Genomic DNA, 19,937 nt, shown 5'->3' with positions numbered 1-19,937 from the left:
TAATAAGAGTTAAGAGTCATCTGAGGGGAATAAAATGTTAGATTTAGAAAAAATTTGTCGTGTAGCTGTAGTGCAGTGTGCGCCCGTAATGTTTGATAAGGATGCAACGCTGGCCAAATGTATTGATCTGATTAAGCAGGCAGGTGCCGGCGGAGCACAGCTTATCGTGCTGCCGGAGCTGATTATTCCCTGCTATCCTTACGGCATGACCTTTGGCTTTACCGTAGGCAGCAGGCAGGAGGACGGACGTGCCGACTGGAAGCGCTACTATGATGGCTCCTTTGTAGTGCCTGGCGCAGAAACTGACGTGCTCGGAGAAGCGGCACGTGAGGTAAGTGCTTATGTAAGCATCGGTATCTCGGAACGTGATGCTGTGAGCGGCACACTATATAACAGCAACATTATCTTTGCTCCTGACGGAAGCATTGCTGCTTTGCATCGTAAGCTTAAACCTACGGGAGCAGAGCGCTTTGTCTGGGGTGATGCGGATAAGGCTTATTTCCCGGTGGTGGCTTCGCCGTGGGGACCGCTTGGTAATTTGATTTGTTGGGAGTCTTACATGCCTTTGGCACGTGTGGCTTTATACCAAAAAGGCGTCACGATTTTGATTTCCTGCAATACTAATGATAATCCTGAGTGGCAGGCTACTATTCAGCATATTGCGCTCGAAGGACGTTGTTATTACATTAACTGTGATCAGTTCTTCACTAAAGATATGTATCCTGCTGATTTGCATGCGCAGGAGGAAATCGCTAAGCTGCCGGAGCTTGTTTGCCGCGGCGGCAGCTGTGTGATTGATCCTTACGGACATTATATTACCAAGCCTGTCTGGGATAAGGAAGCAATTATTTATGCGGATTTGGATATGGACAAGGTGCCTGCCAGCCGTATGGAATTTGACGCCTGTGGTCATTATTCACGCCCGGATGTTTTGCAGCTGCATGTTAAAGAGTAAAGCTGTGGTGTAAAAATCTATATTTTTATCAAAAGAACAAAAAACGCTTACGCCCCACGCATCGCGTGGGATGTAAGCGTTTAATTTTTTGCGGTTATTCAATCAAACCCTTAGGGGAAATTACCTCGCCGTTGTCAAAAGCAATATAGGTGACCTGAATTTTTACGGTTTCTTTGGTAATATCCAGATTCATCAGCTTTTTATCATCCGGCAGCATGGAATTCAGAGTTTTGCTGGTTGTGAGCTCCACTGCCTGTCCGGGGGCAATACTGCCCTGGTAATGCTCCGGATAGGAATACAGCCGCTCGCCCTTGTCATTGAACACTGTTACATCGTAATACATACGATTGATAGCAACGTTGGTCATGTTTTTCGCCATGATGGTAGCAGTAAGCGTAGCTTTTTCCTCGCTGCCGATTTTGTTGCTGTCCTTGTTCAGCGTCAGGCGTTCGCTGGTTGCCTGCAGCGCTTTGTTCAGGCGTTCCATAACAGGCTTGTTCAGCAAGGCCTGTTTAGCACGTTTGGCTGCGTCCAATTGGACGATAAAGTCTGCTAGATTGCTGACTTTTTTTATCTGCCAATCACCCTTATCGTTTTGCTGCATTAACAGCTCGGCAATAAAATCCTTATCCAGCTCATTGTTGTGCAGCACCAGGGTTGCTTTTGCTGTCTCACCCTCATGTTTGCTGAGCTTCAGATCTTTGACAGTAAGGTTTTGGATGGGGATGTGACGCTCCAGGTTACGCTTCATAGCGTCAGGTACCGGGTCGACTGTCTGCTTAGGCGCATTGTCGGGCTTCGCAGCAATTTTGTCCAGCGCTTCCTGCGTCATAAGGTCTACAACGGACGGCTTCAGCATATGCAGAATGCCGAGTGCGAACGGATTGGAGAAAACATTATCATTGTTGATTTTGCTTTCGGCCTTGATGATATCCTCAAAGGCGTTATCCATAACAGAGGGAACATCAACGTAGCGTGAGAATTTTGCGCTGTCATGCTGCTGCAGTGCAACACGCGCTTCGTTCAGAGCGTAGGCCGGTGTACGGATGAAATAAAGAAAATAAAAGGCTGCGCCTGCAAGGGCAGCGAGAAGAATAAATACAACAAACCATTTCTTTTTGCTTTGCATGATTTTGACCTTCCTAAACTATATTAAAAGGCAATCAGAAAAATTCTTTGCCTGCATATATTGTAATCATCTTAAGGGCAGATTTCAATACCTACTACTAAAATATTTTATAAATTATTCCCTACATCTTTCCAGGGGAAATGTTGCGGGAAGTGAGTGTAATTGGTTATAATATAATGATAGACTGATTTTATACGGAGGTATTTACATGAGTGATAAAAATAAAACCTACTGTCTGATAAATTATGGTTGCCAGATGAATGAATCCGATACGGAGCATTATGCAGGTCAGCTGCAGGAGCTGGGCTATGCACCTAATCCTGATTTTCATACTGCTGATATTATTATCGTCAATACCTGCTGCGTGCGCGAAAGTGCGGAAAAGAAAATTGCCGGCAAGATTGGCGAATTAAAGGCTGTAAAGCGTGCCAATCCGGATGTAGTTATCTGTGTGGCCGGTTGCATGGCACAGAAGGACGGCGAAAAGCTGCGTAAGAAGCATCCGCAGGTAGATTTGCTGCTGGGTACTGCTTATGTTAACGATTTTAAACGTCTGCTGCTGGAATTTCTGGCAGAGCGCAAGGCTGCGGTTTATACCGATCTGACTATTCATCAAAGCGAGTTTGAGGGACACATGGTACGCCAAAGCTCCTTTGCTGCCTGGATTCCTATTATGTATGGCTGCAATAATTTCTGCACCTACTGCATCGTGCCATATGTGCGCGGACGCGAGCGCAGCCGCAGCATTGACAATATTGTTGCTGAGATTGAGGCAGCAGTTAAGGATGGCTATAAAGAATTCACCCTGCTGGGACAAAACGTTAATTCCTACGGCAAGGATTTTGGCGATAAGGACGCTTTCGCTAAGCTGCTGCGCCGTGTGGATATTATTCCCGGTGTGGAGCGTATTCATTATATGACCAGCCATCCGCGCGATATGAGCGAGGAGGTTATCAAGGCTGTGGCAGAATGTGAGCACATCTGCGAAAACTTCCATCTGCCGTTTCAGGCTGGCAGCTCAGAAATTCTGCGCCGTATGAACCGCGGTTACACGAAGGAAAAATATCTGGAGCTGGTGAAGCTGGTACGCAAGTATGTGCCGGACGCAACGATTACTACAGATATCATTGTAGGCTTCCCGGGCGAAACCGAAGAGGATTTTGAAGAAACTCTGGATGTCGTGCGTCAGGTTGGCTTTACCTCTGCTTATACCTTTATTTATTCTAAGCGCAGCGGTACACCTGCTGCCAAAATGGAAAATCAGGTGCCGCTGGCAGTGAAGAAGGAACGTTTGAACCATTTGATGGCGCTGCAGAACGAAAACAGCCTGAAGTGCCATGAAAAGCTGGTAGGTCAGACTGTGGAAGTATTGGCAGAAGGCCCCAGCAAGCAGAAAACAGTTTGGAACGGACGCACACGCACAGGAGTTCTGGTACTGTGGCCGATTGAAGATAAGCAATACGAGGTAGGACAGAAGGTTAACGTGCAGATTGAAGCTGCACAGACCTGGCTAGTGAAAGGTAAGGCGGTTGATTAATGGCTGCTGCAAATGTTACGCCCATGGTACAGCAATATATGGCAGTGAAGCAGGAGCATCAAAATGAGCTGCTCTTCTTTCGCTTGGGCGATTTTTATGAAATGTTTTTTGATGATGCGCTTACTGCATCACGTGAGCTGAATTTAACACTGACCAAGCGCTCTAACGGTATGGAAAATATGCCGATGTGCGGTGTGCCTTATCATTCGGTGGACGGATATATCGCCAAGCTGATAAAAAAGGGTTACCGCATCGCTATCTGCGAGCAGGTGGAGGATCCAAAGCTCGCCAAAGGCATTGTTGAGCGCAAGGTTATTAAAATTATTACGCCGGGAACGGCGCTGAACGAACAGCTTTTGGAGGATAAGCACAATCGCTATCTGATATTTTTACAGCAGGCCCAGGAAAAGGAAATGTGCCTGGCGGCGGCTGATGTAACTACGGGTGAGTGCGAATGGTTTCTTGACCAGACGCCGGAAAGCTTTTTGAATATAACCGAGCAGCTTTACAGACTGCAGCCAGCAGAGCTTGTTGTGCGCCTTGCTTCTGATGAAATGAGTGAGAAGCTGCAGGAATGGCTGGCGGCAAGATTGCCGGAATGCGTGGTGACACGTTACGAAGAGAGTGCTCCTGATGCTGATTATTTTGCGCAGCATTTTGCCGGCAATGATGTGCCTGATGAGGTGCACAGCACAGTTGAGCTTTTGCTGCGTTATCTGCACGGAACAGTTATGGCGGATTTGAGCCATATCAACCGTCTGGTGCGGATTGAACGTAATAGCTTTATGAACCTTGACGTAACTGCTATCCGTAACCTGGAGCTGGTTCGCAATATGACGGACGGTTCGAAGCGCGGTACGCTTTTGCAGGTGCTTGATTTTACCAATACCTCGATGGGTGCACGTCGTCTGCGCAGTTGGATTGAAAGCCCGCTGCTGGATGTGGGCCGCATTTATGAGCGCCAGGAGGCGGTAGCCGAACTGGCGGCAGCCGCAGAGCTGCGCGAAACGATAGCGGCGCAGCTGAAGGCAGTTGCGGATCTTGAGCGCATTGTCAGCCGCACGGAGGTAGGCAGTGCCAATGCCAGAGATTTGGTGGCGCTGCGCAATTCCCTGAGCGTGCTGCCGGGCTTGAAGGGTATTTTGGCAGGTTGCCAGAGCGGTTTGCTGCATAAGCTGTGGAAAGGCTTGCATCTGCATGAGGAGCTGGCTGCAAGACTGCAGCAGGCGCTTGTTGATGAACCACCGTTTTCTATCCGCGAGGGCGGTATGATTCGCGATGGTTACAACAAGGAGCTGGACGAGCTGCGTTTAATTGCTGCCGACAATAAAACCTGGATGCAGAATTTTGAGCAGAAAATCAAAGAGGAAACCGGCATTAAAACCATGAAGGTCGGCTTCAACAAGGTTTTCGGCTATTATATCGAGGTAAGCAAGGGACAGAGCAGCAGCGTGCCGCCGTACTTTGTGCGTAAGCAGACTTTGGTAAATGCGGAGCGCTATATCGTTCCCGAGCTTAAAGAATTTGAGAATAAGATTCTCGGTGCCAAGGAAAAAATTGAGCAGCTGGAGTATTATCTGTTTGATGAGCTGAGAAATTTGATTCGCGGCAAAATCAAGGAGATTCAGGAAACTGCCCGCGCTGTCAGCTACATTGATGTGCTGACAGGCTTGGCAGAGGCTGCCTATAAATATAATTATGTAAGACCTGAGCTGAATAATAACGGAGAAATCAAGATTGTTGACGGACGTCATCCCGTAGTAGAGCGCTTACTGGAAAAGGAGATTTTTGTTCCGAATAATACCAATCTGAATAATACCGATGAGCGCATGATAATTATTACCGGTCCGAATATGGCAGGTAAATCAACCTACATGCGTCAGGTGGCACTGCTGGTGCTGATGACGCAAATCGGCAGCTTTATTCCTGCGCGTCAGGCGAGCGTTTGCCCGGTAGATAAGATTTTCACCCGCGTCGGTGCCAGTGATGATCTGGCAACAGGCCAGAGCACCTTTATGGTGGAGATGAACGAGGTAGCGCAGATTTTAAAATATGCTACGAAAAACAGTCTGATTATCCTTGACGAGGTAGGCCGCGGTACCAGTACCTTTGACGGCATGAGTATTGCCCACGCAGTTATGGAATATATCCATGACCGCATCAAGGCAAAGACGCTGTTTGCTACGCATTATCATCAGCTGATTGCTTTGGAAAATGTGCTGAGCGGTGTGAAGAATTATTCCGTTGCCGTTAAGGAAAGAGGCAAGGATATTATCTTCCTGCGCCGTATTGTGCCGGGCGGTACAGACCGCAGCTACGGCGTACATGTTGCACGCCTCGCCGGTCTGCCGAAGAAGGTGCTGGAGCGTTCAGAAGAGCTGCTGAAGGAATATGATAATGATAACGGCCGGGTACAGCAGCCTGCAGCTGCTGCAGCGCCGGATAATATGATGGGCTCGCTGTTTGGCAGTTCTATTGCCAATGAGCTTTTAAAGCTCGATGTTATGAGTATGACACCGATTGAGGCGATGAGCGCCTTGTATAAATTGCAGGATGAAGCAAGAAAGGAGCTGGGTAAATAATGGCAGAAGAGCATGCCGTCAGATTGTTGGATACGAATACCGCCAATCAGATTGCTGCCGGCGAGGTTGTAGAAAAGCCTGCGTCCGTAGTAAAGGAATTGGTTGAGAACGCACTGGATGCCGGTGCGGATAAAATTGAAGTAACGATTTTTGCTGGTGGTACGGAATATATCAGAGTAACTGATAATGGCTGCGGCATGAGTGAAGCTGATGCCAAAATGGCGGTGCTGCGCCATGCCACAAGCAAGCTTACGAAGGCTGAGGATTTGCTGAGCCTGAATACCTTGGGCTTTCGCGGTGAAGCCTTGCCCAGTATCGCTTCTGTTTCTAACTTTACGTTGCTCACCCGTCCGGAGAGCGAGGAATTCGCTACCTCTGTGCATATTGACGGCGGCGAAAATACGGAGGTTACCGCAAGCGGCGGTAGTACGGGTACTACCGTAATTGTGGAGAATCTATTCTTCAACGTGCCTGCACGCCGCAAATTCCTGAAAACAGTGAGCACCGAGGGACGTTATATCAGTGAGCTTTTGACAAGGCTGGCGCTTTCACGTCCTGATGTGCGCTTTAAGCTGGTGAACAATGATAAAGAGGTGCTCAGCACTCCCGGTGATGGAGATTTGGAGCATGCGATTAAAGCACTGTATGGCAAGAATGTTGCCGAAAACCTTCTGGAGGTATCACTGAACGATCCTAAGGTAAGCGTTAGCGGCTTTATCGGCAAGCCTACGCTGCTGAAGGGAACGCGCCAATGGCAGACGTTCTTTGTCAATGGCCGCTGCATTGGCAGCAAAATGCTTTCCAAGGCTATGGACCATGCATACCAGTCGCAGATTCCCAAAAGCGGTTTTCCCTTTGCTGTTATCAATATAACAGTTGATACAGCCAGCGTTGATGTTAATGTGCATCCGCAGAAGAGCGAAATCAAATTCAGTGATGACAGCCTGATTTATAAGGCTATGTATAAGGCGTTGACCGATGCGCTGACGAAGCCGATGAGCGCCCAAAAGACGCAGGTAGCGCTGCTGCCTGATTCAGAGCTGAATGTTTTTGTGAAGCCGCAGCCGCAAGCTGTTTCTGTGCCGGGTGCACCTGCACCGCAAGCGAAGCCGGAGTATCAGCCGCCGCAGCCTGTGTTCAAGAGCAGTACGGAGCAGATTTTCAAAACTCCGGAGCGCAAGGAAGATGTGCAGACTGCACCTGCTCCCGAAAGTTTGCTGGTGCCTGAGCAGCCTGCTCCTGCTGTAAAAAAAGAACAGGCAGAGCAACAGACGATGTGGCAGCCGTTTGATGATTTTGCTAAGAGTGCCCCGACTGCTTCCTACAGTAATGGCTATCAGGAGCCTGTGCTGGAGGTGCATGAGGCACGCAGTGAATTTGCTAAGCCGCAGCCGACGGAGGCTGCACCTGCGGTCAATAGGGAAACTATTGCTTTTACTGATACTGACAGTGGTATGGATACAATCTGGCCGATTGGTCAGGTTGATAAAACCTTTATTATTGCTCAAAGTGAAAATACGCTTTATCTTATTGATCAGCATGCTGCCCATGAGCGTATTCTTTATGACAAGCTGGTGGCTTCGCATGAGCAGATACCGTCGCAGCAGCTCTTGATGCCTTTGTATGTTGATATGGCTGCCGATGATATTGCGCTGATTGAGGAGCACAGGGATGAATTCCTGGCTTTGGGTGTGGATGCTGCCAGCGCCGGCGAAAGTTTGCTGCGCGTAAGCAGCCTGCCTACGGATATCAAGGCAGATGCCGCTGAGGATTTTATCAACGCTATAAGCAAAATGCTGCGCGAAATGCGTAATGTCAACGGTAGTGATTTGCGGCAGGAGGTGCTGCACATGACTGCCTGCAAGGCAGCGATTAAGGCAGGACAGCTGTTGAATATGCGTCAGATGCGTCAGATGATTATTGATTTGTGTAATACCACGCATCCGTTTACCTGCCCGCACGGCAGACCTTGCATGATTGAAATTGACAGCAATCAGCTGTATAAAATGTTTAAAAGGACGGGCTTTTAATGCTTACAGGCAAAATTGGCGTAACAACAGCCAGAAATGCGACAGGCAGCGCCGCTGCAGCCCAGGCCTTGGCCTGGGCGGAGCAGCTGGGGGCAATTTATGTGGAGCGACCGCATAACATGGGTGTAGACGAGCTTATGGCGCAATATAATCTGGCGGCGTTGGTTGTGGGAGAGAAGGAAGGCCCGCGTGTTCACAGTGATGCAGGCAGCTTTGCCTATCATCCGGGGATGGCGGTACTGCGTCTGCAGCAGCTGAAGCGTGGCGCGACGGAGCATTTGCTGACGGCGTTGGACCTGCGTCCGGGGAAAAGAGTGCTTGATGCTACCCTGGGCCTGGCGGCGGATGCCGCCATCAGCTCCTATGCTGTCGGTGAGGCTGGAACAGTCGTGGGGCTGGAGGCTTCACCGCTGCTGCATTTTGCCGTGAGCTATGGCCTGCAGCATTATGTGGCAGAAGATGCAGACCTGACAGCGGCACTGCGCCGGATTCAGCCGGTGCAGGCGTTGGCGGAGGATTATCTGGCGCAGTGTGCGCCAGATAGCTTTGATGTAATTTATTTCGATCCGATGTTTCGCCATCCTGTTAATGGTGCCAAGGGCATGGAAGCTTTGCGACCGCTTTCCTATGAGGAAGCACTGTCGGAAGCAACGCTGCAGCTGGCGCTTAAGGCAGCGCCGCGCGTGGTTATCAAGGAGCGCAGCGAATATATTCTGCGCGAGTATGGCTGCGAGGAATTTGTCGGCGGCAAATACAGCAGGATTAAGTACGGAATAATAAAAAGGTGATTTATGGTGCAAAAACCCAAGGTAGTTGTTATTTTAGGAGCAACAGCAACCGGAAAAAGTCATTGCGCAATTGAAATTGCTAAGCAATTTCAGGGCGAAATAATTTCCGGTGATTCAATGCTGGTTTATAAAAATATGAATATCGGTACGGCGAAGCCTACTGCTGAAGAACTGGCGGCTGTGCCGCATCATCTGGTGGATATTCTGCCGCCGGACGCTTCCTTCAGCGTTGTGGATTTTAAGGAGCGTGCGTCTGCGCTGATTACGGAAATCAATGCGCGCGGACATCTGCCGATAATTGCCGGTGGTACAGGACTGTACATCAAAGCGTTGCTTGAGGATTATGCCTTTAACAATGCGGATGAGGATAGCGAGCTGCGCCGCAGGCTGGAGGCCGAGGCGCAGGAAAAGGGCGCGTTGGCGCTGCATGCGCGCCTGCAGGAGCTGGCGCCGCAGGAGGCGCAGCGCATTCATCCCAATAATGTGCGTCGTGTTATCCGTGCGCTGGAATCGGCCATGCAGGGCGAGGCTGTCAACCAGTACGGCGCGCAGGAAAGTCCTTATGATGCCGTAGTTATCGGCCTGGAGATGGAGCGTCAGGCGCTGTACGAGCGCATCAACAGGCGTGTTGATTTGATGTTGGAGGCCGGTCTGGAGCAGGAGGTGCGCAGCCTGCTGGAGCAGGGTGTAGCGCCCAAGTGCCAGTCAATGCAGAGCATCGGCTACAGGCAAATGGTGTGGTATCTAAACGGCAGCATGGATTATGCTGCTGCTGTGGATAAGCTGAAGCAGGCAACGCGCAACTTTGCCAAGCGGCAGATTACCTGGTATAAAAAAATGCCGTATATTCACTGGCTGCATCTGGACGATGAGCCTGATTATCAACAGGCAGTGGCAGATATTACCGAAATACTTGTAGAAAGTGGCATTTCGGTGTAAAATATAAGTATAAAGAGGAGTGTAGGTTTTTAGGAATCTGTACTTCCGGAGATAACGAAATGAGTAGGAGGGGCTTTTAATGATTACTTCAGTAAAACCCGCAATGAATTTGCAAGACAGCTTTTTAAACCATGTTCGTAAGGAAAATCTGGGTGTTATTATCTATCTGATGAATGGCTTCCAAATTCGTGGCTTGGTAAGAGGCTTTGACAATTTTACCGTTATTATTGAAAACGAAGGCAAGCAGCAGCTTGTGTACAAGCATGCTATTTCCACTATTTCCCCGGCAACTAATATTACTATTATGCAGCCTGAGAAAAAAGAATTTTAATATAGTACAGGTATGAAGAAAAACGGCGCAACAGCGTTGTTTTTCTTTTTCTGAAGATGAATGCATCCGAAATTTTTGCTAATGGCAGATTTGTAGGGTGGAGGCAGGTTTTTATGTTTGACTATCTGGCATTGTTCCAGGAATATCTGATGGTAGAGCTGGGATTGTCTAAAAATACGCAGCTGGCGTATATGCGTGATTTGCGCCTGCTGATGAAAAGCTTGCAGCTGAAAGCAGATGAAGAGCTGTTGCAGGTTTCGCGACAGCAGCTGATTGCCTATCTTGTGCGTTTGAAGCAGGAAGGCCGCGCTGCCTCGACGGTGGCACGCAAGCTGGCTTCGATTAAGGCGTTTTACCGTTTTCTGACGGCAGAGCGTTATATCCGCCGTAATCCTGCCGAGGTGCTGGAGGCGGCGAGCAGAGGACTGCATCTGCCGAAGGTGCTGAGCGTTCAGGAGGTAGAAAAGCTTTTGGATGAGCCTAATTTGGGAACCTTGGACGGCTATCGCGACAAGACGATGCTGGAGCTGTTATATGCTACCGGTATGCGCGTGTCGGAGCTGGTAAATGTGCCGGTGAAGAATGTTGATATGAAGATGCAGTATGTCATTGTTATGGGCAAGGGCTCCAAGGAACGCATGCTTCCCTTAGGACGCACTGCACTGCATTATCTGGAGCATTATCTGACGGTAGTAAGGCCGCAGCTGTTGCATGGCAAGCCCGATAAGGCTGCAGAGCTTTTTGTAACCAGCTGGGGCGGACCGATGACGCGGGAGCGTTTTTACGAAATAATTGTGGCCTATGGCAAGAGCGCAGGCATCAGCAAGCGCGTTACACCGCATATGCTGCGCCATTCCTTTGCTACCCATCTTTTAAATAATGGTACTGATCTGCGCATAGTACAGGAGCTTTTGGGACATGCTGATATTTCTACAACGCAAATATATACGCATCTTGATGTGGAGCGCTTGCGTGAGGTGTATGATAAGGCACATCCAAGGGCTTAAGAAGGGAGAACAGCTATGACAAGAAGAAGGAACAAGAAATCCTCCGGCAGCAAGTATGGTGTTCTGATTTTAATAGCAATTGTGGCAGTAATTGCCATTGCCTGTGGACTTTTCTTTGCCAACAGCCAAAGCAAAAAGGATGTGTTGGCTAAAAAGGGCGATGAGGCGCAGACTGTTAGTCTGTTGGACGAGTCCATAGAGGCACAGCGTCTGCTGGATAATATTTTGCTGCAGAAAAATAATTGGCAGCTGATTGAAAATGACCATGGCAAAAAGGATGTTGAGGTAGAAGAATCCGGTGCTAAGGTGCAGATTAACCAGCGTGAGCTGGCGGTGGGTGTACCATCCGGTACCAGTCTTGCCGGTGCCTGCGACTGGCTGCAGACGAAGGTAGAGCAGGCAGGATTGGTTTATATCAGCGGCAAGCCTGCCAAATACAAAAAATGGGATGCTTATAAGGCTGAAATTGGCATTAAGGTTAAGGCCGGCACAGGCAGCAAGAGCTTTGTGACGGATACTGTTGTTTTCTTTCATAATAGTAACCTTACCAAGCAGGATAAGGATATTAAGGATTTACCCGAGCAGAAGGCAGAAGCGGAGCAGCAGGGGACCGTCAGGCAATTCAGAGGAAAAGTAGCCATTATTATTGATGACTGCGGCTATGATATGGCGCCGGTGCGCAAGCTGTTGAATACCGGTTTGCCGTTCAGCTATGCCATATTGCCGTATAAGCAGTACAGCAGCGATGTTCTGGAGATGGTAAAGTCTAAAGGACGTGTGCCGATGCTGCATCTGCCGATGGAGCCTATTGACCGCAGTGCGATGAGCGAGGGTTCTGCAACAATTCGCACTGATTTAACTGCTGCCAATAAGTTGTCGCTTACGAGGCGTGCGCTTAATAGTCTGCCAGGAGTTGTGGGTGTAAATAATCACCAGGGCTCGAAGGCAACTGCTGATAAGGAAACTATGCGTGTTGTTTTGCAGGAGCTGCGTCATCAAAATCTGTTCTTTGTGGACAGTCGTACAAATTCTGCTTCGGTAGCACGCACAATGGCACAGCAGGCAGGCGTTTCGACGGCTCGTAATGATATCTTTTTGGATAACAGCTCTGACGTGCAGGCGATTCGTCAGCAGATATATAAGGCTTTCGCTATGGCGGAAAAGAACGGCAGCGTTATTGCTATCTGCCACGCCAGACCGAATACGGCTAAATGCTGGGAGATGTATGCTGCGGAGTTTAAACGGACAGGGATAACCTTTGTGCCGGTGACGGAGCTGCTGTATTAAATTAGTATTAGTATTGGGATTCTGCTTCTTTCATAACTGAAAGAAGATAGTAAGAAATATTCGCTTGATAACTGCGCAACTAACATATCGTTCCGCTCAGAAAAATTTTCCCGTGCCCATAGGGCACAACGCAAATTTCGTGTGGAACCAGGACGAAACGTGCGGCGCCGATTTTGTTCGCAAGTAACCTTTAGTTTTCGGTTGCCTTGTTTCTATGGTTCCAGACACTCATTTGCTAAAATTTTTATTCGCTGCACGATATATTTAGTTGCTTGCTCTGGTGTGTTGTTCAAAAGTTGTAATTCTTAAGAAAAATTGGCTCTCCTTGGGGAGAGCTGTCGCCTAAAAGGCGACTGAGAGGGGATTGTTCGTGAATAGTGTTTTATACGGTAAAATGATACACCCCTCTCCGTCATCGCTACGCGATGCCACCTCTCCCCAAGGAGAGGCTCTTATGAGTACATATTCTGTTTGCAAAACTCTAATTTACATAAACTGAATCGAGGTAAGAAAATGTCTAATTATGTAGAAGAAACAATCGGTAAATATGAAAAGTATATCAATCCCGCTCAGGCAAAGCTATTCCGCTTCATGGGCCTGGCAAGCATCGAAGGTCACGCTGAGGGCTGGACTATTACCGACAGCGAAGGTCAGGAGTTCATTGACTGTTTGGGCGGTTACGGTATGTTTGCTTTAGGTCATCGTCATCCGAAGGTTGTCGAGGCTGTGGAAAAGGAGCTGCATGCTATGCCGATGTGCGGCAAGGTGTTGTTCAACCGTCCGATGGCTGATTTGGCGGAGGCATTGGCCGAGATTACTCCCGGTGAGCTGCAGTACAGCTTTTTTGTCAACAGCGGTACTGAAGCCGTTGAAGGCTGCCTGAAGGTAGCACGTCTGGCAACAAAACGCAAAAAATTCGTTGCTGCGAAGAATGCTTTTCACGGCAAAACCTTTGGTAGCTTAACTGCTACCGGACGTGATATGTATCGCGAGCCGTTTAAACCGCTGCTCGATGGCTTTACTCATGTAGAATACGGCGACGCCGCAGCTGTTGAGGCAGCTGTTGATGAGGATACTGCTGCTGTTATCCTGGAGCCTGTTCAGGGTGAGGGCGGCATTATTGTTCCGCCGGCAGGTTACCTGCGCGAGGTGAAGGAAATCTGCGAGAAGAAGGGTGCTCTGCTGATTGCCGATGAGGTACAGACAGGTATCGGCCGTACAGGCGAATGGTTTGGCGTTAACCATGACGGCGTTACTCCTGACCTGATGGCCTGCGCTAAGGCTTTGGGCGGCGGTGTAATGCCCATAGGTGCGATTATCGGCACTCCGCGTGCCTGGGCCGGTCTGATTGAAGCACCGTTCCTGCACACCTCTACCTTTGGCGGCAACCAGCTGGCCTGCGCTGCCGGTGTAGCAGCCATCAAGACTATCAAGGAAGAGGATATGCTGCGTCGCGGCCGTGAGGCAGGCGCTTATCTGAAGGCCGGTCTGGAGGCTATCGCTGCGGAATATCCTTCCGTTATCAAGGAAGTACGCGGTCGTGGTATGATGATCGGTATTGAGCTGACCAAAGAGGGCGCCGGCGGTATGCTGATGAGCCTGATGATTAACCAGCACATTATTGTTGCTTATACACTGAACAATCCTAAGGTTATCCGTATGGAGCCGCCGCTGATTATGCCTAAAGAGGTTATTGACCATGTTCTGGAGGCCTTCAGAGGCGCTGTTAAAGAAACCGCGGATGTTATTGAAGATTTATAAGAGGAGATAAGATTATGCCTTATGTAGAGAGCAAAACCACCATCAAGGGTGATGGTGCAAAAATTTATGATATTATCAAGGATATGGCTGCTTACCCTAACTTTATGCATGACCTGGTAAGCGTAGAAATCTTGGAGCGCGGTGAGAATTACACTGTTTCTCACTGGGTAAGTAATGTTGACGGACGCAAAATCGTCTGGACCGAGCGCGATACCTTCTATCCTGAGGAGCTGAAGATTACCTACGCTCAGACCGAGGGTGATTTAAAGAAAATGGAAGGCTCCTGGCTTATTACACCGCAGGCTGACGGCTGCGAGGTAACTTTGGCAGTTGATTTTGAGTTCGGTATTCCGATGATTGCCGGCCTTCTGAATCCTATTCTTAAGAAAAAAGTTCGTGAAAACAGTGAAAATATGTTAAACTCTATCAAGGCCCAAATTGAAAAATAAGTAATTACTTGTTATAATAGATATGTTGAAAATGTATTCTATTAATGCCTGTACCTGTTTACAGTGCAGGTCTTTTATGAGGAGGAAATTACTTAGATGAAAACAGCGTTTTTAATGGCGTTAATGACAGCGCTGCTGATGCTCCTGGGCGACTTCTTCGGTGGTCTGCGTGGCATGACCGTAATGCTTTTTGTAGGCGTGGCAATGAACTTCTTTGCTTATTGGAACAGCGATAAGATGGTTCTGGCACACTATGATGCACAACAGGTTGACCGCAACAGTGCGCCGGAGCTGTACGGAATAGTAGAAAAGCTGGCTAAAAAAGCCAATATTCCTATGCCGAAGGTTTATATTATCGACAGTCCGGTGCCTAACGCTTTTGCTACCGGCAGAAATCCGGAGCATGCTGCCGTTGCGGTAAATACTGCGCTGGCAGATATGCTGACCAAGGAAGAGCTGGCCGGTGTTTTGGGCCATGAGCTGAGCCATATTATGCATCGTGATATTTTGGTAAGTACTATTGCCGCTTCTATGGCAGGTGCTATTTCCACGATTGCCCAATGGGGTATGTTCTTTGGCGGCGGTCGTGATGAGAATGGCGAAAGCCGTAATCCTATCGCTTCTATTCTGGTTATGATTTTGGCGCCTCTGGCAGCTATGCTGATTCAGATGGCAGTATCCCGTTCCCGCGAATATATGGCAGATAAATCCGGCGGTGAGCTTTGCGGCAATCCCAATGCTCTGGCTGATGCCCTGCTGAAGATTGAAGCCTATGCGGAGCGTCGCGTAATGCCCGGTGCTACCGAAGCAACTGCGCATATGTTTATTATCAACCCCTTTGCCGGTGTTGATGCCAAGCAGCTTTTCAGCACTCACCCTGCAACAGAGGAAAGAGTTCAGCTGCTGCGTGAGCAGGCAAGAGAAATGGGTATCCGTTAACAAATTCAACTATACCTCTAAGTCACATCGGTGACTGGGTTAGTATAAAAAATTAATTAAACTTTAAGGAGAGATTCACACATGGAACAAACACTTGTACTCGTAAAACCCGATGGAGTTAAGAAAAATCTGATCGGCGACATCATCGCTCGTTTCGAACACAAAGGCCTGCAAGTTGCAGCTCTGAAACTGGTTAAAGTTACCGAAGCTCAAGCTAAATTCCACTATGCTGAGCATGAAGGCAAACCCTTCTTCGGCGAACTGGTTGACTTCATCACCTCCGCTCCGCTGGTTTGCGCTGTAATCCGTGGCGAAAACGCTATCAAAGCTGTTCGTCAACTGAACGGTGCTACCAACCCGATCGAAGCAGTTCCCGGTTCTATCCGCGGCGACTTCGCTCTGAGCATCGGTGAAAACATTGTTCACGGTTCCGACAGCCCGGAAGCTGCTGAGCGCGAAATCAACAACTTCTTCACTCCGGAAGAAATTTACTAATTAACTTTAGCCTTTCGGCAGCCATGAGCTGACTGAGAGGGGTTACACTCTCACGGAAAGGATGGTGCAGAAATGAAGAAAGCTGCTGTTTATACCAGAACCGGTGACAAAGGAACTACCGGTTTGTACACAGGAGAACGTGTTCCCAAGCAAAGCCTGCGTGTAGAAGCCTATGGTACTGTGGATGAAATTTCCTCGGCATTAGGTTTGGCACGTGCTCAGGTTACGCGTGAGGACGTACGTGAAACCATTTTCAATGTACAAAAGCTGCTCATGTCTGTGATGGCTGATATTGCCAGCCTCAACCTGCCCGAACCTTACATCAAAGAAGAACACGTTAAGCTGTTTGAGGATACAATCGACAAGTTTGATTCTCTGTTGCAGCCGCTGGGTCATTTCATTATCCCCGGCGATACTGTAGGCGCTGCCGCACTGGACATCGCGCGCACTACTACCCGTCGTGCCGAGCGCTGCCTGCTGCGTCTGGCTGAAAACGAACCGGTTAACCCCAATGTTCTGGTTTGCCTGAACCGTTTGTCTGATTTGTGCTTTATCCTGGCACGTGTAGAATGCGAAGTAAAATAAGCATTGCTGATTAAGGAATAGAAGCTTCTGCCTGTGGTCTTTGACCGCAGGTGGAAGCTTTTTTGCTTGCATGCAATAAGTTGTCACACTATTCCCTGCTGCTAAGAAGAATACGTGTATACAATCGTGTGAAGTATTGTACACTATATATTGATGTGCTACAATACTATACATGGGCTTCGGGAAAAAGCCTTAAATTGTAAACGTGTTTTAAATTTTTACTGGGGGGATTTTTTTATGTTGGAGATTTTGAATTCTATTGATGGCTTCATTTGGGGCCCGCCTTTGATGATGCTGCTTATGGGTACAGGCATTTTAATGAGCGTCCGTCTTGGTCTGCTTCAGGTTATGAAGCTGCCTAAAGCCTTGCAGCTGATTTTTACCGCCCGCAGCAAGGGCGAAGGTGATGTAAGCAGCTTTCAGGCTTTGTGCACTGCTTTGGCCGCAACTGTCGGCACCGGTAATATCGTTGGCGTAGCAACAGCAATTAAGCTCGGTGGCCCCGGTGCTCTGCTGTGGATGTGGCTGGCTGCTTTCTTCGGTATGGCAACCAAATATTCCGAAGGCGTGCTGGCTGTTAAGTATCGTACCTATGATGAAAACGGCAACGCTTCCGGCGGTCCGATGTACTATATTGAACAGGGCCTGGGCAAAAAATTCAAGCCTTTGGCTGTAATGTTCTCTATCTTCGGTGTTATGACTGCCTGCCTGGGCAGCGGTACCTTTACTCAGGTAAATGCAATCACTTCTATTGTTAATGTATCCTTTGGCGTTTCCGAATACGTTGTAGCAGCAATCCTGACTGTTCTTGTTGCTGTTGTTATTATCGGCGGGCTGCAATCCATTGCTAACGTAGCAAGCAAGATTGTTCCTTTCATGGCTGCTGTTTATGTTATCGCAACCGTTTCCGTGCTGGTATTTTATGCTGATGCTCTGCCGGCTGCAATTAAGCTGGTTATCGACGGTGCCTTCAACGGTACTGCGGCAGCAGGCGGCTTTGCCGGTGCCGGAATTATGCTGGCAATGCGCAGCGGTATCGCCCGCGGCATTTATTCCAATGAATCTGGTCTGGGCTCTGCTCCTATCGTAGCAGCTGCAGCAAAAACCAAATGGCCTGCAGAACAGGGCCTTGTTTCTATGACCGGTACCTTTATCGATACCATCATCATCTGCACCATGACCGGCCTGTCCATTATCGTCAGCGGTGCCTGGGCCGGCGATTTGAACGGTGCTGCTCTGACTGAGGCTGCTTTCGCTTCTGCTTTCCCGGCTGTTGCCAAGTATGTCCTGACCGGCGGTCTGGTACTCTTCGCCTTCACCACTATTATCGGCTGGAGCTATTACGGCGAGCGTTGCGCAGAATATCTATTCGGCGTAAAATGCATCATGCCTTACCGTATCGGCTATATCATTCTGGTAGGCCTGGGCGTATTCCTGAAGCTGGAAATGATTTGGATTATTGCTGATATCGTTAACGGTCTGATGGCTATTCCTAACCTGATTGCTCTGTTGGGCCTGAGCGGTGTGGTTGTTGCAGAAACCAAGCTGTACTTCGAGCATTGGGAAAAGGTTCACAGCCGTCGTAAACAGCTGGCTGAGATTCGCGAAGATCTGGCAACTGAAAATAATTAATTAACATTAACGAAAGCCATTGTAGAGATACAGTGGCTTTTTTCATTATTAAGTTTTTGTGTCATCTGTATTTTTATGTCTTTGGTGTGTTATAATATACATATCAAGATAATAGGAGAAAAAAATGATTTATGGTTTATTAGCTTTGCTGGTGGTCCTGCTGGACCAGGCAACAAAGTATTATGTGGTAACACATTTTGCATTAGGGGAGAGCGTGCCGGTGATTAACAACGTTTTTCATTGGACGTTTATACTGAATCCGGGTGCCGCCTTCGGTATGCTGGAGGGCAGTCGTTGGCTGTTCGTGGTGATTGCGCTTGCAGTAATCGGCGGTGTCTGGTATATGCGCGAGGAGATTACTAAAATCGGCGCGATGGCCTGCTGGGGAACAGCACTCTTTGCAGGCGGTGCCTTGGGCAATCTTATTGACCGTACTACGCGCGGCGTGGTAATTGATTTTTTTGATTTTCGTATCTGGCCAATATTTAATGTGGCAGATATCGCAATTTGTGTAGGAGTAGGTTTGATTATATGGAGCATTTTGCAAACGGAGCTGCTGAGCAGCAAAGATTAATTATAACTGAACAGGAGGCCGGTCAGCGTGCTGATGTAGGCCTGGCAGCAATGCTGGAGCTTACGCGCTCGAATATGCAGAAGCTGCTGGAGGAGGGCCGTGCGGTGCGCGGCAGCAAGGTGTTGAAATCCAACTACAAGCTGCGTCTGGGTGACGAGATTGATGTTACCTTGCCTGAGCCGCAGCCTCTGGATGTACAGCCGGAAAATATTCCTCTGGATATTATTTATGAGGATGAGGATGTTGTTGTTGTCAACAAAGCGCGCGGTATGGTAGTCCACCCGGCGGCCGGCAATTTAAACGGAACGCTGGTCAATGCGCTTTTGTATCACTGCAAAAACTTATCCGGTATCAACGGCGTTATCCGCCCGGGTATCGTGCATCGTCTGGATAAGGATACTAGCGGTATTATGATTTGTGCCAAGAATGATGCGGCGCATTTGTCCTTATCGCAGCAAATACAGGCTAAAACAGCTCAGCGTACCTATCTTGCTGTAGTACGTGGCAACATAAAGACAGACAGCGGCGTGATTGAAACGCTTATCGCCCGTGATAAAAACGACCGTAAGAAAATGGCGGTTGTCAAAGAAGGCGGACGTGATGCTGTTACCGAATACGAGGTTTTGGAGCGCTTCGGCAAATATACTATTGTGCGCTGCCGCCTGCGAACGGGACGCACGCATCAGATTCGCGTACATATGGAGTATCTGGGCTATCCTTTGGTAGGTGACCCGAAATATTCTCCGATGAAAACTCCCTTCAGCATTCAGGGACAGGCTCTGCATTCGCAGACACTGGAATTTATCCACCCGCGTACGGGAGAACGCTTGAGCTTTGAAGCTCCGCTGCCGGAGGATATGCATAAGATTGTTACCCGCCTGCGCTTGGGACAATTTAATTAGTTGAGTTCTGCCTTA

The 19,937-nt window shown here is 48.7% G+C and carries 18 protein-coding genes; 17 read left to right on the top strand and 1 reads right to left on the bottom strand.

Features of this window, described 5'->3' with window-relative positions:
• Window positions 1-34: 34 nt before the first annotated feature.
• Window positions 35-955, top strand: a complete 921-nt coding sequence (locus Q0G26_RS00435) for a carbon-nitrogen hydrolase family protein (protein WP_293827514.1) — start codon at window positions 35-37, stop codon at window positions 953-955.
• A gap of 94 nt (window positions 956-1,049) precedes the next feature.
• Here Q0G26_RS00435 and Q0G26_RS00430 read toward each other — a convergent pair whose 3' ends face one another.
• Window positions 1,050-2,084 (bottom strand): DUF2939 domain-containing protein, encoded by a 1,035-nt coding sequence (locus tag Q0G26_RS00430; RefSeq protein ID WP_293827512.1) that lies wholly within the window; start codon window positions 2,082-2,084, stop codon window positions 1,050-1,052.
• A gap of 208 nt (window positions 2,085-2,292) precedes the next feature.
• Between Q0G26_RS00430 and miaB the strand changes: the two genes are divergently transcribed.
• From miaB to Q0G26_RS00350, 16 genes are all read left to right on the top strand, one after another.
• Window positions 2,293-3,621: a tRNA (N6-isopentenyl adenosine(37)-C2)-methylthiotransferase MiaB gene (gene miaB / locus Q0G26_RS00425; RefSeq protein WP_293827510.1), complete on the top strand. Its 1,329-nt coding sequence runs from the start codon at window positions 2,293-2,295 to the stop codon at window positions 3,619-3,621.
• A complete protein-coding gene (gene mutS / locus Q0G26_RS00420; protein WP_293827507.1) occupies window positions 3,621-6,203 on the top strand; it encodes a DNA mismatch repair protein MutS in 2,583 nt (860 codons plus the stop codon). Before miaB ends, mutS begins: the two co-directional genes overlap by 1 nt.
• Window positions 6,203-8,233, top strand: coding sequence for a DNA mismatch repair endonuclease MutL (gene mutL, locus Q0G26_RS00415; protein WP_293827504.1), 2,031 nt, complete (start codon window positions 6,203-6,205; stop codon window positions 8,231-8,233). Before mutS ends, mutL begins: the two co-directional genes overlap by 1 nt.
• Window positions 8,233-9,021, top strand: coding sequence for a class I SAM-dependent methyltransferase (locus tag Q0G26_RS00410; protein WP_293827502.1), 789 nt, complete (start codon window positions 8,233-8,235; stop codon window positions 9,019-9,021). The genes mutL and Q0G26_RS00410 overlap by 1 nt, the downstream gene beginning before the upstream one ends.
• 3 nt (window positions 9,022-9,024) lie before the next feature.
• The gene (miaA, locus tag Q0G26_RS00405) at window positions 9,025-9,960 is read left to right on the top strand and encodes a tRNA (adenosine(37)-N6)-dimethylallyltransferase MiaA (RefSeq protein ID WP_293827499.1); all 936 of its coding nucleotides are present in this window, start codon (window positions 9,025-9,027) and stop codon (window positions 9,958-9,960) included.
• Window positions 9,961-10,039: 79 nt separating this feature from the next.
• A complete protein-coding gene (hfq, locus tag Q0G26_RS00400) occupies window positions 10,040-10,291 on the top strand; it encodes an RNA chaperone Hfq (RefSeq protein ID WP_210684039.1) in 252 nt (83 codons plus the stop codon).
• A gap of 113 nt (window positions 10,292-10,404) precedes the next feature.
• Window positions 10,405-11,298: a site-specific tyrosine recombinase XerD gene (xerD, locus tag Q0G26_RS00395; RefSeq protein ID WP_293827496.1), complete on the top strand. Its 894-nt coding sequence runs from the start codon at window positions 10,405-10,407 to the stop codon at window positions 11,296-11,298.
• Window positions 11,299-11,313: 15 nt separating this feature from the next.
• Window positions 11,314-12,585 (top strand): divergent polysaccharide deacetylase family protein, encoded by a 1,272-nt coding sequence (locus Q0G26_RS00390; protein ID WP_293827493.1) that lies wholly within the window; start codon window positions 11,314-11,316, stop codon window positions 12,583-12,585.
• 513 nt (window positions 12,586-13,098) lie between these two features.
• Entirely contained in the window at window positions 13,099-14,346 is a 1,248-nt protein-coding gene (locus Q0G26_RS00385; protein ID WP_293827490.1) for an aminotransferase class III-fold pyridoxal phosphate-dependent enzyme, read from the top strand.
• A gap of 14 nt (window positions 14,347-14,360) precedes the next feature.
• Window positions 14,361-14,795 carry an aromatase/cyclase gene (locus tag Q0G26_RS00380; protein ID WP_009145909.1) on the top strand — a complete coding sequence of 145 codons (435 nt, stop codon included), beginning with the start codon at window positions 14,361-14,363 and terminating at the stop codon, window positions 14,793-14,795.
• Between the two features lie 96 nt (window positions 14,796-14,891).
• On the top strand, window positions 14,892-15,734 hold the full coding sequence (gene htpX / locus Q0G26_RS00375; RefSeq protein WP_293827487.1) for a zinc metalloprotease HtpX: 843 nt from the start codon (window positions 14,892-14,894) through the stop codon (window positions 15,732-15,734).
• Window positions 15,735-15,815: 81 nt separating this feature from the next.
• Entirely contained in the window at window positions 15,816-16,229 is a 414-nt protein-coding gene (gene ndk / locus Q0G26_RS00370) for a nucleoside-diphosphate kinase (protein ID WP_293827484.1), read from the top strand.
• A 72-nt stretch (window positions 16,230-16,301) separates the two neighbouring features.
• A complete protein-coding gene (locus Q0G26_RS00365; RefSeq protein WP_021720018.1) occupies window positions 16,302-16,814 on the top strand; it encodes a cob(I)yrinic acid a,c-diamide adenosyltransferase in 513 nt (170 codons plus the stop codon).
• 237 nt (window positions 16,815-17,051) lie between these two features.
• Window positions 17,052-18,446: a sodium:alanine symporter family protein gene (locus Q0G26_RS00360; protein ID WP_210684046.1), complete on the top strand. Its 1,395-nt coding sequence runs from the start codon at window positions 17,052-17,054 to the stop codon at window positions 18,444-18,446.
• 124 nt (window positions 18,447-18,570) lie between these two features.
• Entirely contained in the window at window positions 18,571-19,020 is a 450-nt protein-coding gene (lspA, locus tag Q0G26_RS00355; protein WP_293827479.1) for a signal peptidase II, read from the top strand.
• Entirely contained in the window at window positions 18,978-19,922 is a 945-nt protein-coding gene (locus tag Q0G26_RS00350; RefSeq protein WP_293827475.1) for an RluA family pseudouridine synthase, read from the top strand. Before lspA ends, Q0G26_RS00350 begins: the two co-directional genes overlap by 43 nt.
• Window positions 19,923-19,937 lie beyond the last annotated feature (15 nt).

This window comes from uncultured Phascolarctobacterium sp., from assembly GCF_934190775.1.
GTDB lineage: Bacteria > Bacillota > Negativicutes > Acidaminococcales > Acidaminococcaceae > Phascolarctobacterium_A.
The sequence above is the reverse complement of the archived record's forward strand: the minus strand, read 5'-3'. Positions and strand labels throughout refer to the sequence as shown.

Excerpts from the sequence above, each read along its gene's own strand:
- miaA (WP_293827499.1), top strand. The coding sequence starts at position 9,025 with ATGGTGCAAAAACCCAAGGTAGTTGTTATTTTAGGAGCAACAGCAACC.
- ndk (WP_293827484.1), top strand. The coding sequence starts at position 15,816 with ATGGAACAAACACTTGTACTCGTAAAACCCGATGGAGTTAAGAAAAAT.
- mutS (WP_293827507.1), top strand. The coding sequence starts at position 3,621 with ATGGCTGCTGCAAATGTTACGCCCATGGTACAGCAATATATGGCAGTG.
- lspA (WP_293827479.1), top strand. The coding sequence starts at position 18,571 with ATGATTTATGGTTTATTAGCTTTGCTGGTGGTCCTGCTGGACCAGGCA.
- mutL (WP_293827504.1), top strand. The coding sequence starts at position 6,203 with ATGGCAGAAGAGCATGCCGTCAGATTGTTGGATACGAATACCGCCAAT.
- Q0G26_RS00365 (WP_021720018.1), top strand. The coding sequence starts at position 16,302 with ATGAAGAAAGCTGCTGTTTATACCAGAACCGGTGACAAAGGAACTACC.
- htpX (WP_293827487.1), top strand. The coding sequence starts at position 14,892 with ATGAAAACAGCGTTTTTAATGGCGTTAATGACAGCGCTGCTGATGCTC.
- xerD (WP_293827496.1), top strand. The coding sequence starts at position 10,405 with ATGTTTGACTATCTGGCATTGTTCCAGGAATATCTGATGGTAGAGCTG.
- Q0G26_RS00350 (WP_293827475.1), top strand. The coding sequence starts at position 18,978 with ATGGAGCATTTTGCAAACGGAGCTGCTGAGCAGCAAAGATTAATTATA.
- Q0G26_RS00435 (WP_293827514.1), top strand. The coding sequence starts at position 35 with ATGTTAGATTTAGAAAAAATTTGTCGTGTAGCTGTAGTGCAGTGTGCG.
- Q0G26_RS00385 (WP_293827490.1), top strand. The coding sequence starts at position 13,099 with ATGTCTAATTATGTAGAAGAAACAATCGGTAAATATGAAAAGTATATC.
- miaB (WP_293827510.1), top strand. The coding sequence starts at position 2,293 with ATGAGTGATAAAAATAAAACCTACTGTCTGATAAATTATGGTTGCCAG.
- Q0G26_RS00390 (WP_293827493.1), top strand. The coding sequence starts at position 11,314 with ATGACAAGAAGAAGGAACAAGAAATCCTCCGGCAGCAAGTATGGTGTT.
- hfq (WP_210684039.1), top strand. The coding sequence starts at position 10,040 with ATGATTACTTCAGTAAAACCCGCAATGAATTTGCAAGACAGCTTTTTA.
- Q0G26_RS00360 (WP_210684046.1), top strand. The coding sequence starts at position 17,052 with ATGTTGGAGATTTTGAATTCTATTGATGGCTTCATTTGGGGCCCGCCT.
- Q0G26_RS00430 (WP_293827512.1), bottom strand. The coding sequence starts at position 2,084 with ATGCAAAGCAAAAAGAAATGGTTTGTTGTATTTATTCTTCTCGCTGCC.
- Q0G26_RS00410 (WP_293827502.1), top strand. The coding sequence starts at position 8,233 with ATGCTTACAGGCAAAATTGGCGTAACAACAGCCAGAAATGCGACAGGC.
- Q0G26_RS00380 (WP_009145909.1), top strand. The coding sequence starts at position 14,361 with ATGCCTTATGTAGAGAGCAAAACCACCATCAAGGGTGATGGTGCAAAA.